Genomic DNA, 13,023 nt, shown 5'->3' with positions numbered 1-13,023 from the left:
GTGGGATTTTGCGTATTGCGCTGCACAACGGGCTCCATCCCGAAAGGATTTTGTTCGCGGCTCGAAAAATATCGAACTGACTTTCAAGGGAAGGGTTGCGCATATCTTGCAATTGCCGTATCGAAAACCTGTAACGTTTCAGATTCTGGGAGGAAACCGAAATGCGATACAAATTCCTGACCGCCGCGCTTGCGGCGACGGTGGCGTTGAATTTTGCCGGGCCGGCGGCCGCAACCGATCTGGAAGTCACCCATTGGTGGACATCCGGCGGCGAGGCCGCGGCGGTCGCCGAACTCGCCAAGGCCTTCGACGCAACCGGCAACCACTGGGTCGACGGCGCCATCGCCGGGTCCGGCGGCACGGCGCGGCCGATCATGATCAGCCGCATCACCGGCGGCGACCCGATGGGTGCCACCCAGTTCAATCACGGCCGGCAGGCGGAAGAGCTGGTGCAGGCAGGCCTGATGCGCGACCTCACCGATGTCGCCACCAAGGGCAAGTGGACCGAGGTCGTGCGGCCGAAGAGCCTGCTCGACGGTTGTACCATCGACGGCAAGATCTATTGCGTGCCGGTCAATATTCACTCCTGGCAGTGGCTGTGGCTGTCGAACGCGGCCTTCGAGAAGGCGGGCGTGCCGGTGCCGAAGAACTGGAACGAATATGTCGCCGCCGCCCCGGCGCTGGAAAAGGCCGGCATCGTCCCGCTCGCGGTCGGCGGGCAGGCCTGGCAGGCATCGGGCGCCTTCGACGTACTGCTCGCCGCAGTGGGCGGCACCGACACCTTCCTCAAGGTCTACAAGGACAAGGATGCGACGTTCGCCGCCGGTCCCGAAGTCGCCAAGGTCTTCAAGGCGGCCGACGATGCGCGCAAGATGGCCAAGAACACCAATGTCCAGGACTGGAACCAGGCGACCAACATGGTCATCACCGGCAAGGCCGGCGGCCAGATCATGGGCGACTGGGCGCAGGGCGAATTCCAGGTCGCCGGCAAGACCGCCGGCAAGGACTATACCTGCCTTCCCGGGCTTGGCCTGAACGAGGTCATCGCCACCGGCGGCGACGCCTTCTACTTCCCGCTGCTCAAGGACCCCGACAAGTCCAAGGCGCAGGAAGTGCTGGCCGAGACCTTGCTCGATCCCAAGACCCAGGTCGCCTTCAATCTCAAGAAAGGCTCGCTGCCGGTGCGCGGCGACGTCGACCTCAACGCGGCCAATGATTGCATGAAGAAGGGCCTCGACATCCTGGCCAAGGGCGCTGTCATGCCCTGGACGGACCAACTGCTCTCGCAGGACAGCCAGAAGCAGAAGGAGGACCTGTTCTCGGAGTTCTTCGCCAAGCCCGACATGACGCTCGAAGAGGCGCAGAAGCGCTTCGCCGACATCATCGCCTCGGCCGATTGACCGCCGACGAGCCGTCTCGCTCCCGACCCGGCCACCGCAGGGCCGGGAGCGAGGCGTGCTGACCTTGCCGCCCTTACCCGATCCAGCATGGCTGCACCGATGAGCAAGAGCGAACGCCCGAGCCAACTCTTCCGCAACCTCAATGCGAAGGTCGCCTCGATCCCGATGATCCTCACCGCGCTGGTGGTGTTCGTCGGCGGCACAGCCTGGACGGTGCTTTATTCCTTCACCAATTCGAAGCTTCTGCCGCGGCTGCATTTCGTCGGGCTCGACCAGTACTACCGGCTGTGGGCGACGCCGCGCTGGCTCGTCTCGATCGAGAATCTCTTGATCTACGGCGTGCTGTCGCTCGTCTTCTCGCTGGTAATCGGCTTCCTGCTCGCCGCCCTGCTCGACCAGAAGATCCGTTTCGAGGACACGTTCCGCACCATCTTTCTCTATCCCTTCGCGCTTTCCTTCATCGTCACCGGCCTCGTCTGGCAATGGCTGCTCAATCCCGATTTCGGCATTCAGGGAGTGGTTCGCGACCTCGGCTGGACGAGCTTCAATTTCGATCCGCTCTACAATTCGAGCATCGTCATCTACGGCATATTGATCGCCGCGCTGTGGCAAGGCACCGGGCTGATCATGTGCCTGATGCTGGCCGGCCTGCGCGGCATCGACGAGGACATCTGGAAGGCCGCGCGGGTGGACGGCATCCCCACCTGGAAGACCTATCTCTTCATCATCATCCCGATGATGCGACCGGTCTTCATAACCACGCTGGTGATCATCGCGTCGGGCATCGTCAAGGTCTACGACCTCGTCGTCGCGCAGACCAGCGGCGGTCCCGGCATTTCCTCTGAAGTGCCAGCCAAATATGTCTACGACTACATGTTCTTCGCCCAGAACCTCGGCCAGGGTTTTGCCGCCTCGACCATGATGCTCTTGTCGGTGATGATCGTCATCGTGCCGTGGGCCTATCTCGAATTCGGGGGCCGCAAGCGTGTCTGATCATGCCGTCTCCCTGGCCGCGTCCCCCGCCGCCATTCGCGCCGATGCCTCGGGGCCGAGCGGACCGAAGCCCCGGCACATGTTGTCGCGCCGCAACATCTTCCTGTACGGCACGCTCATCGTGGTGGCGCTCTATTACCTGCTGCCGCTCTACGTGATGGTTGTCACCTCGCTCAAGGGCATGCCGGAAATTCGTCTCGGCAACATCTTCTCGCCGCCGGTCGAGATCACGTTCGAGCCGTGGGTCAAGGCATGGTCGCAGGCCTGCACCGGTCTCAACTGCGACGGTCTCTCTCGCGGCTTCTGGAACTCGGTGCGCATCACCGTCCCCTCGGTGATCCTGTCGATCGCAATCGCCTCGGTGAACGGCTACGCGCTGGCCAATTGGCGCTTCAAGGGCGCCGACACGTTCTTCGTCATCCTGATCGTCGGGGCCTTCATCCCCTATCAGGTGATGATCTATCCGATCGTCATCATCCTGCGCGAGATCGGCCTCTATGGCAGCCTGAGCGGCCTGGTGATCGTGCATTCCATTTTCGGCATGCCAATCCTGACGCTCTTGTTCCGCAACTATTTCACCTCCATGCCGGAGGAACTGTTCAGGGCTGCGCGCGTCGATGGCGCCGGCTTCTGGGGCATTTATCTGCGCATCATGTTGCCGATGTCGCTGCCGATCTTCGTCGTCGCCGTCATCCTGCAGGTGACCGGCATCTGGAACGACTTCCTGTTCGGCGTCGTCTATACGCGCCCCGACACCTATCCGATGACGGTGCAGCTCAACAACATCGTCAACTCGGTGCAGGGGGTGAAGGAATACAATGTCAACATGGCCGCCACCATCCTAACCGGGCTGGTGCCGCTGGTCGTCTACTTTATTTCCGGCAAATTGTTCGTGCGCGGCATTGCCGCCGGCGCGGTGAAAGGGTGATGTCGATGGCGGCAAACGGCACCAGCGTTTCGATCCAGGACCTGTCGCTGAACTTCGGCTTGGTCTCGGTGCTGCAGACGCTCAACCTCGACGTCGCCGAGGGCGAGTTCATAGTGCTGCTCGGACCCTCGGGTTGCGGCAAGTCGACCTTGCTCAACTGCATCGCCGGACTGCTCGACATTTCGGACGGCCGCATCTTCATCAAGGGCAAGAACGTCACCTGGGAAGAGCCCAAGGACCGCGGCATCGGCATGGTGTTCCAGTCCTACGCACTCTATCCGCAGATGACGGTGGAGAAGAACTTGTCGTTCGGGCTGCGCGTCGCGGGCGTGCCCAAGGACGAGATCGCGAGGCGCATAGCGCGCGCCGCCGAGATCCTGCAGATCGAGCCGCTGTTGCAGCGCAAGCCTGCGGCGCTCTCCGGCGGCCAGCGCCAACGCGTGGCGATCGGGCGCGCGCTGGTGCGCGACGTCGACGTGTTCCTGTTCGACGAGCCACTGTCGAACCTGGACGCCAAGCTGCGCTCCGAACTGCGCGTCGAGATCAAGCTTTTGCACCGCAAATTGCAGAACACCATGATCTACGTCACGCATGACCAGATCGAGGCGATGACGCTGGCCGACCGTATCGCGGTCATGCGCGGCGGCGTCATCCAACAACTCGACGCGCCGCAGACCATCTATAACAAACCGGTCAACCGCTTCGTCGCCGGCTTCCTCGGTTCGCCGGCGATGAACTTCATTGACGGCAGGCTCGAGAAAGACGCTGGCAACTGGTTTTTCGTGGCCGACAATCTCAAGGTTCCACTCGGCACCTATCATTTCGACAAGCAACCGGAAGCCGGCCCTGCCGTGTTCGGCATCAGGCCCGAGCATGTCAGCCTGAACAGCGGCACGGGCTGGCCATTCTCGACGGCGGCCAATGTCGAGGTGGTCGAACCGATGGGGTCCGACACGCTGGTGTGGCTGAAGCTTGCAAAGCAGAATTTCAGCGTCCGGGTCACCTCGGAACGGACCCCCAAAAACGATGAGGCGGTGACGGTGGGCTTCGACCCGATGCGCGCCTCGCTCTTCGATGCCCAAACCGGCAGCCGCATCTAAAGCCCGATAACCATCCCCCAAGCAGAACGGACAAAGACGATGAACTGGTCATTCCAACTTTACAGCGCACGCAATTTTCAGCCCTGGGAAAGCGTGCTCGAGATGCTCGGCAAGCTCGGCTACACAGAGGTCGAAGGCTTCGGCGGCGTCTATGACGATCCCAAGGCCTTCCGGGCCGAACTCGATAAAAACGGCCTTGCCATGCCGACCGGGCATTTTTCGATCGACGCACTGGAGAAGGATTTCGACGGCGTGCGCAGGATAGCTGAAGCGCTCGGCATCAAGCTTTTGATCTGCCCCTACCTCATGCCTGAGTCCAGGCCTTCGGACGCTGCCGGCTGGCGCGGCTTCGGCGAGCGCCTGGCCAAGGTCGGCGAGACGGCGAAGAAGGCCGGCTACGGCTTTGCCTGGCACAATCATGATTTCGAGTTCAAGAAGCTCGCCGACGGCTCGCTGCCACAGGCTCACATCCTGGCTTCCGCGCCCGACATCGGCTGGGAGATGGATGTCGCCTGGGTGGTGCGCGGCGGCGCCGATCCGCTGCCCTGGATCGAACAGCACGGCAAGCGCATCGTTGCCGTCCACGTCAAGGACATGGCAAGGCCGGGCGAGGGGCTGGACGAGGACGGCTGGTCGGATGTCGGCCACGGCACGATCGACTGGGCCGGCCTGATCGAGGCGCTGCGGGCCAAGAGCGCGGCCAAATACTTCGTCATGGAACAGGACAATCCCAATGACATCGAGCGCTTCGCCCGCCGTTCGATCGCAACCGTAAAGGCCTATTAGGAACAAGCATCATGGCAAACAAACTTGGCGTCGGCGTCATCGGCTGCGGCAACATCTCGAAGGCATATTTCTCGCTGGCGCCGCTGTTTCGCGGCATCAAGATGCGGGCTTGCGCCGATATCAACATGGACGCCGCGAAAGCGCGGGCGAAGGAGTTCAAGCTGCGCGCCGAGACGGTCGAGGACCTGCTCAAGGCCGACGACATCGACATCATCGTCAACCTGACCATTCCGGCCGTGCACTACGAAGTGTCGAAACAGGTGCTCGACGCGGGCAAGCATGTCTATTCGGAAAAGCCCTTCGTGCTTTCGGTCAAGGAGGGGCTCGACTTGAAGAAGCGGGCGGAGAAGAAGGGACTTCGCATCGGCTCGGCACCCGACACCTTCTTCGGCGGCGCGCATCAGTTGGTGCGCAACCTGATCGATACCGGCAAGCTCGGCAGGATCACCAGCGGCACCTGCCATGTCATGGGGCACGGCATGGAGCACTGGCACCCCAATCCGGACTTCTTCTTCCAGCCGGGCGCCGGCCCCGTGCTCGACATCGGGCCGTACTACATCACCAATCTGATCCAGCTGATCGGACCGGTGAAGCAGGTGGCGGCCTTCGCCACAACCCCGGCCAAGGAACGCACGATCAGTTCGAAGCCGCGCGCGGGCGAAAGGATCCCGGTCAACACGCCGACCACCATCCACGGCCTGCTGGAGTTCGAGAATGGAGCCGTGATCACGCTCAACACCAGCTGGGACGTTTGGAGCCATGGCCATGCGCCGATGGAGCTCTATGGCGAGATGGGAAGTGTGTTCGTGCCGGATCCGAACTTCTTCGGCGGCGACGTGCGCTTCACTGAAGCGGCCAAGCCGGTCAAGAAGCTGCCGAAATGGCAGCATCCGTTCGGCGTGCCCAATGAGATGCATTCACAGGGCATGATGGCCAATTATCGCACCGCCGGTCTCGCCGACATGGCGATTGCGATCTCCGAGGGCAGGCCGCACCGCTGCTCGATGGAGCTGGCGCTGCACGCCGTCGACGTCATGACGGGAATCCTGCGCTCGGGGGAAACCGGCAAGTTCGTCGCCATGCAGACCACCTGCGAACGTCCAGCCGCGCTCGGCATCAAGGAAGCCAAGGCGCTGATGGCGAAGAAGAGCTAGAGCGCGGATTATCGATAATTTTGATGAACCCTCTCCCCGTTTTCGCGGGGAGAGGGTAAGGGTTGGGGCGCAGGGCCTGCGCGTCGCGTTCCGATGACAGTGCCCAATCCATCCAGCTTCGAGGATTTTCCCCATGCCCTATGTCGCCGCCGAAAACCGCTATGAAAAAATGGTCTATAACCGCTGCGGGCGGTCCGGCCTGAAGCTGCCGGCGATCTCGCTGGGGCTGTGGCACAATTTCGGCAACGACACGCCGCACGGGACCAAGCAGGCGATCGTGCGCAAGGCCTTCGACCTCGGCATCACGCATTTCGACCTCGCCAACAATTACGGGCCGCCGCCCGGCTCGGCCGAGATTGCGTTCGGTGAGATACTGCGCACCGACTTCGCCGCCTACCGCGACGAACTCATCATCTCGACCAAGGCCGGCTACGAGATGTGGGCGGGGCCCTACGGTCAATGGGGCGGACGCAAATATTTGCTGGCCAGCCTCGACCAGAGCCTGAAGCGGATGGGGCTCGACTATGTCGACATCTTCTATTCGCACCGCTTCGATCCGGATACGCCGCTGGAGGAAACGATGGGCGCGCTCGACCATGCGGTGCGCGCGGGCAAGGCACTCTATGTCGGCATCTCATCCTACAATTCGCAGCGCACGCGCGAGGCGGCCGATATACTGAAGCGGCTCGGCACGCCTTGCGTAATCCATCAGCCAAGTTATTCGATGCTGAACCGCTGGGTCGAGGACGATGGCCTGCTCGATACGCTCGATGGGCTGGGCGTCGGCTCGATCGTGTTCTCGCCGCTGGCACAGGGCATGCTGACCGACAAATATCTCGGCGGCATCCCCGAGGGCAGCCGTGCCTCCCAGGGCAAGTCGCTGCGGCCGGCCTTCATCAACGACAACACCATCGCCAACATACAGGCGTTGAACGCGATCGCGGGCCGCCGTGGCCAGACGCTGGCGCAGATGGCGCTGGCGTGGGTGCTGCGCAAGGGCAAGGTGACATCGGCGCTGATCGGCGCCAGCCGGCCGGAGCAGGTGGAGGACTGTGTCGGCGCGCTGGAGGCGCCCGACTTCAGCGACGCCGAGCTTGCCGAGATCGACAACTATGCGCGCGAGTCCGACATCAATCTGTGGGCAGCCTCGGCCGAGCGCAACGGCCCGCCTAGGAAGTAGGCATCGGAGCCGGCAAACGACAACCGTGGGAGCCTTCCCGCCGTTGTCGTTTGCGGAATGCCGCGCCAGCGCGTTTCAACAGAGGAGTAGCAAAGACAGCGGTTCGTCGCTATCTGAATGGGACGGGCCGTTTGCATGTGGAAACGGCCCGTATGTGACACAAGGCAGGTCGGAAACAGGATCATGGCGGCAAGGGATGTGCTGACGAAGAACCAGCTGTGCGTGCTCGAGAAACTCGAGGCCGCCAGCGGGCCGCTCAGCGCCTACACCTTGCTTGACCAACTGCGCGAGCGGGGTTTCCGCGCGCCGCTGCAGGTCTACCGCGCGCTCGACACGCTGGTGAAGTCCGGCTTCGTGCATCGGCTGGAAAGCCTCAATTCCTTCGTCGCCTGCGTCGAACCGCACGATCACAGCCATTCCATGACCGCTTTCGCCATCTGCGACACATGTGGCCAGGTGAGCGAAATGTCCGACCATGATGTCGGTCACCGGCTGGACGAATGGGTGCGCTCCACCGGCTTTGCCGCCAAGAAGGCGGTGATCGAGTTCCGCGGGACCTGTGCCAAGTGCCGGGCGCAAGCTGCCTGAAATGTGTTGATATTCAGGTGATGTCGGCTGGCGCTAGTGCGCCTCGTCCCAATTGTCGGCCGCTCGCGCGTCCACATGCAGCGGCACCGACATCGACACCGCCGGCATGGCCGCGTTCTCCATGACATGGCGCACGACGGGGATCGTCGCCTCCACTTCCGCCTCGATCGTCTCGAAGATCAGCTCGTCATGCACCTGCAAGAGCATGCGGGCCGAAAGCCTGGCCTTCTCCAGCGCCTCGTCCATGCGCACCATGGCGCGGCGGATGATGTCGGCGGCGGTGCCTTGCAGGCGCGCGTTGATCGAGGCGCGCTCGTTGAAGGCGCGGATGGAGGGATTGGAGGACCGGATCTCGGGGTAGTGGATGCGGCGGCCGAAGATGGTTTCGACGAAACCGTGCTCGCGGGCATAGGCCTTGGTCTCTTCGATATAGTCGCGGATGCCGGGGAAGCGCTCGAAATATCTTTTGATGTAGTTGCTGGCCTCCTCGCGCGGAATCGACAGCTGGTTGGCGAGGCCGAAGGCCGAGATGCCGTAGATGATGCCGAAATTGATCGCCTTGGCGCGGCGGCGCACTTCCGAAGGCATGCCCTCCACGGGCACGTTGAACATTTCCGAGGCCGTGATGGCGTGGATGTCGGCGCCGTCGGCGAAGGCCTGCCGCAATTGCGGGATCTCGGCGACATGGGCGAGCACGCGCAATTCGATCTGGCTGTAGTCGGCCGAAACCAGGCGGTTGCCCTTGTCGGCGATGAAGGCCGTTCTGATCCTGCGCCCCTCGGCGGTGCGCACCGGGATGTTCTGCAGGTTCGGGTCGGAGGATGACAGGCGCCCCGTCGTCGTCGCGGCGAGCGCGTAAGAGGTGTGGACCCGCTTGGTGTCCGGGTTGACGAAGCCGGGCAGCGCATCGGTGTAGGTCGATTTCAGCTTGGTCAGCTGGCGCCAGTCGACGATCTTGCGCGGCAGTTCGTGGCCTTCGGCGGCGAGGTCTTCCAGAAGCTGCGCCGAGGTCGACCATTGGCCGGTCTTGGTCTTGGAGCCGCCGGGCAGACCCATGCGGCCGAACAGGATATCGCCGAGCTGCTTGGGCGAGCCGATGTTGATGCGCTCGCCGACGAGCTGATAGATTTCTTCCTCGAGCCGGGCTGCGCCCTGCGCCAGTTCGCCCGACAGCCGCGACAGGATCTGCCGGTCGACCGAGATGCCGCGCTGTTCCATGCGCGCCAGCACCGGCACCAGCGGCCGTTCCAGCCGCTCATAGACCGACACCAGGCCCTTGGCGGCGAGCCGCGGCTTCAGCACCAGCCAGAGCCTGAGCGTCACATCGGCGTCCTCGGCCGCGTGGGCGGTCGCCTTGTCGACGTCGACCTGGTCGAAGCCGACGGAATTTTTCCCGGAGCCGGTCACGTCCTTGAGCTGAAGCGGACTATGGCCCAGCCATTTCTCGGCAAGCGCGTCCATGCCGTGGCCATGCGAGGTGCCGGCATCGAGCACGTAGGAGATCAGCATGGTGTCGTCGAAAGGGCCGACGTCGATACCGTAGCGGCTCATGATGACGAGATCGTATTTCAGGTTCTGCGCGATCTTGAGGACAGACTTGTCCTCGAGCAGCGGTTTCAGCACGGCCAGCGCCTCGCGCAGCGGGATCTGGTTGTCGATCGGACCACCGCCGAGCAGGTCGCCATTTCCGCTCCTGTGGGCGAACGGCACATAGGCGGCGCGACCTGGCGCCGTCGCCAGCGACAAGCCGATCAGTTCGGCCTGCATCGGATCGGGCGACGTCGCGCGGGCATCGAAGGCGACGATGCCGGTCTCCAGCGCCTCGGCGACCCAGGCCTTCAGGCTGGCGACGTCGCGGATGCACTGATAGGCCGAAATGTCGATCTTGCGGGCGGTGGCGGCCTCCAGGCGAAGCGCCGACAGAAGCGAAGGGGTGTTGCCCTCCTTCGTGCCGCCGCCTGCTTCCAGGGCCGTCTCGCCGTCCTGCTTCGCCTCGGCGCTGGGCGCGACCGGCGCGCCGGCGCCGACATCCGGCCCATGCGCGGAGTCGGCGCGTTCGACCGTCACAGCGATCGCCTGGACGTCGCTTGCCTCGGTTCCCGTCGTTTCCGCCACGCGGCGGGTCAGCGAAGAGAATTCCATGGTCTTGAGGAAGCCGATCAGCTTCGGCCCGTCCGGCGCGTGCAGGACGAATTCGTCCAGCCCCTCGGCCACCGGCACATCGTTCTTCAACGTCACCAGCTGGCGCGAGATGCGCGCCTTGTCGGCATTGGCGATGATGGATTCGCGTCGTTTCTCCTGCTTGATCTCGCCGGCGCGCTCAAGCAGTCCGTCTAGGTCGCCGAACTGTTCGAGCAATTGCGCCGCGGTCTTCGGTCCGATGCCCGGCACGCCGGGAACATTGTCGACGGAATCGCCGGTCAATGCCTGCAGGTCGATCATCTTCTCCGGCGGCACGCCCCATTTCTCGATGACCTCGGGAATGCCGATCTGGCGGTCCTTCATCGGATCGTACATGCTCACCGTCGGGCCGACCAACTGCATCAGGTCCTTGTCGGAGGAGATGATGGTGGTGTCGCCGCCGGCCTCGCAGGCCAGCCGGCAATAGGTCGCGATGAGGTCGTCGGCCTCGAACCCTTCCATCTCGAGACAGGGCAGGTTGAACGCCCTGGTCGCCTGGCGGATGAGGCCGAATTGCGGGATCAGGTCTTCCGGCGGCGCCGAACGGTTGGCCTTGTATTCGGGATAGAGATCGTTGCGGAAGGTTTTCGACGAATAGTCGAAAATGACGGCGAAATGCGTCGGCACGATGCCGACATCAGTGTTGCGGGCATCCTGCATCAGCTTCCACAGCATGTTGCAGAAGCCGGACACGGCGCCGACCGGCAGGCCGTCGGACTTGCGGGTCAGCGGCGGCAGCGCATGATAGGCACGGAAGATGTAGCCGGAGCCGTCGACAAGAAAGAGATGATCGCCTTTTTTCATGCGGGCAGGGATAGCGCGGCGCGGCGGCTTGGTCCATGCCAAAGGCACCGCTTCCAGCAACACCCTGACAGGCAGGCGACAGGTTGGTTGGAAAGAGGTGAAATCGACCTTATTTTCGCCCGCGGGACTGCCTGGCTCCGTCCGTCCAACGGCCGCTCACGGCCATGTTACAAAAGTGTAATATTCGTGCCCTTGAATCGCCACGTTCGAGGACACAGATAAATGGCATCGGCAATTTTCGCCGACGTCCGGAGCAAGGCCCGTCCCCCGCCTATCCCGGACACCTGCGGCAGCCTATCCCCCCTCTCCGGGCTGCCGCATCGTTTCGAGTAGAAGGGCCGCCGTGGTTCCCCCTCCACCACGGCGGTCTTTTTTGTTTCGAATACGCGCTTGAGCCCGTGGTCCAATGGTCCCGGGCTTTTCGTTTGCCCGCTCTGCCTTTACGGTTCCGGCACTGAATCGAAAGGCTCGCCAATGTCAATTTCCTCCGTTCTCGACCGTCTCGACAAGAATCTCGACCACAGCCTGGAGCGCCTCTTCGGTCTGCTCCGGATCAGGTCAATCTCCACCGATCCGGCCTATGCCGCCGATTGCCGCAAGGCGGCTGAATGGCTGGTGGAAGAACTCAAGGTGATCGGCTTCGACGCCAGCGTCCGCGACACGCCCGGCCACCCGATGGTGGTTGCACATCATGATGGGCCGGCCGGTTCACCGCATGTGCTGTTCTATGGCCACTATGACGTACAGCCGGTCGATCCGATCGAGCTTTGGGAAAACGACCCGTTCGCGCCGGCGGTCAAGGAGATCGAGCCCGGCCACAAGGTGATCACCGGGCGCGGCTCGGCCGACGACAAGGGTCAGTTGATGACCTTCGTCGAGGCTTGCCGGGCCTGGAAGCAGGTGCATGGCAATCTGCCGTGCCGCATCACCATCCTGTTCGAGGGAGAGGAGGAGTCGGGCTCGCCGTCGCTGAAGCCCTTCCTCGAGGCCAATGCCGATGAACTCAAGGCCGATTTCGCGCTGGTCTGCGATACCAGCATGTGGGACCGCGACACGCCGTCGATCTGCGTGGGGCTGCGCGGGCTGGTTGGCGAGGAGATCATCGTGAAGGCCGCCGACCGCGACCTGCATTCGGGTCTCTATGGCGGCGCCGCTGCCAACCCGATCCGCATCCTGGCAAAGGTGCTGGCCGACATTCACGACAAGGACGGCCATATCACCATCCCGGGCTTCTATGACGGCGTCGAGGAAACGCCCTCGCAGATCCTGAAATCATGGGAAACGCTGGGCGAAACGGCCGAGACGTTCCTTGGCCCCGTCGGCCTGTCGATCCCGTCGGGCGAAAAGGGCCGCTCGCTGCTGGAACTCACCTGGGCACGGCCGACGGCCGAGTTCAACGGCATCACCGGCGGCTATACCGGCAAGGGCTTCAAGACGGTGATCGCGGCGCAGGCCTCGGCGAAAGTATCTTTCCGCCTCGTCCACAAGCAGGATCCCAAGAAGATCCGCGCCGCCTTCCAGCAATTCGTCAAGGAGCGCATTCCGGCCGACTGTTCGGTGGAGTTCCACCCGCATGGCGGCTCGCCGGCAATCCAGCTTTCCTACGACTCGCCGTTCCTGGCCAAGGCCAAGACGGCGCTGTCGGACGAATGGCCGAAGCCGGCGGTGACGATCGGCAGCGGCGGCTCGATCCCCGTGGTCGGCGATTTCCAGACCTATCTCGGCATGGAATCGCTGCTGGTCGGTTTCGGCCTCGACGACGACCGCATCCACTCGCCGAACGAAAAGTATGAGTTGAGTTCGTTCCACAAGGGCCAGCGCTCCTGGGCACGCATTCTGGACGCGCTGACGCGCTGAGCCGGGAACTCACGAAAGGCGGGAAAATCAAGTTTATGTTGATTTTTCCACC

General features: G+C 63.1%; 10 protein-coding genes. 9 read left to right on the top strand and 1 reads right to left on the bottom strand.

Going from position 1 to position 13,023, the window contains the following annotated elements; all coding sequences use genetic code 11:
• Positions 1 to 161 precede the first annotated feature (161 nt).
• The 8 genes from FJ867_RS06205 (at position 162) to FJ867_RS06170 (ending at position 8,129) form a co-directional block, all read left to right on the top strand.
• A complete protein-coding gene (locus FJ867_RS06205; RefSeq protein ID WP_140500285.1) occupies positions 162 to 1,400 on the top strand; it encodes an ABC transporter substrate-binding protein in 1,239 nt (412 codons plus the stop codon).
• 99 nt (positions 1,401 to 1,499) lie between these two features.
• Entirely contained in the window at positions 1,500 to 2,393 is an 894-nt protein-coding gene (locus FJ867_RS06200) for a sugar ABC transporter permease (protein WP_140500283.1), read from the top strand.
• Complete coding sequence (locus FJ867_RS06195) at positions 2,386 to 3,321, top strand: carbohydrate ABC transporter permease (protein WP_140657266.1); 936 nt, start codon at positions 2,386 to 2,388, stop codon at positions 3,319 to 3,321. The genes FJ867_RS06200 and FJ867_RS06195 overlap by 8 nt, the downstream gene beginning before the upstream one ends.
• Positions 3,321 to 4,421 carry a sn-glycerol-3-phosphate ABC transporter ATP-binding protein UgpC gene (gene ugpC / locus FJ867_RS06190; RefSeq protein WP_181168322.1) on the top strand — a complete coding sequence of 367 codons (1,101 nt, stop codon included), beginning with the start codon at positions 3,321 to 3,323 and terminating at the stop codon, positions 4,419 to 4,421. The genes FJ867_RS06195 and ugpC overlap by 1 nt, the downstream gene beginning before the upstream one ends.
• Before the next feature lie 39 nt (positions 4,422 to 4,460).
• Positions 4,461 to 5,207, top strand: a complete 747-nt coding sequence (locus tag FJ867_RS06185) for a sugar phosphate isomerase/epimerase (protein ID WP_140624426.1) — start codon at positions 4,461 to 4,463, stop codon at positions 5,205 to 5,207.
• A gap of 11 nt (positions 5,208 to 5,218) precedes the next feature.
• On the top strand, positions 5,219 to 6,361 hold the full coding sequence (locus FJ867_RS06180) for a Gfo/Idh/MocA family oxidoreductase (protein WP_140500277.1): 1,143 nt from the start codon (positions 5,219 to 5,221) through the stop codon (positions 6,359 to 6,361).
• 133 nt (positions 6,362 to 6,494) lie between these two features.
• Positions 6,495 to 7,541: an L-glyceraldehyde 3-phosphate reductase gene (mgrA, locus tag FJ867_RS06175; RefSeq protein ID WP_140685816.1), complete on the top strand. Its 1,047-nt coding sequence runs from the start codon at positions 6,495 to 6,497 to the stop codon at positions 7,539 to 7,541.
• 183 nt (positions 7,542 to 7,724) lie between these two features.
• Positions 7,725 to 8,129 (top strand): Fur family transcriptional regulator, encoded by a 405-nt coding sequence (locus FJ867_RS06170; protein WP_140500273.1) that lies wholly within the window; start codon positions 7,725 to 7,727, stop codon positions 8,127 to 8,129.
• Positions 8,130 to 8,162: 33 nt separating this feature from the next.
• Here FJ867_RS06170 and polA read toward each other — a convergent pair whose 3' ends face one another.
• Positions 8,163 to 11,114, bottom strand: a complete 2,952-nt coding sequence (gene polA, locus FJ867_RS06165) for a DNA polymerase I (RefSeq protein ID WP_181168331.1) — start codon at positions 11,112 to 11,114, stop codon at positions 8,163 to 8,165.
• Between the two features lie 474 nt (positions 11,115 to 11,588).
• On the opposite strand from polA, the gene FJ867_RS06160 reads away from it, so the two are divergent.
• On the top strand, positions 11,589 to 12,971 hold the full coding sequence (locus FJ867_RS06160) for a M20/M25/M40 family metallo-hydrolase (protein WP_140657276.1): 1,383 nt from the start codon (positions 11,589 to 11,591) through the stop codon (positions 12,969 to 12,971).
• The last annotated feature ends 52 nt before the right edge of the window (positions 12,972 to 13,023 follow it).

The sequence above is a fragment of the Mesorhizobium sp. B2-5-3 genome (assembly GCF_006441005.1).
Classification (GTDB): Bacteria; Pseudomonadota; Alphaproteobacteria; order Rhizobiales; family Rhizobiaceae; genus Mesorhizobium.
This window is presented reverse-complemented; position numbering and strand designations above follow the sequence as displayed.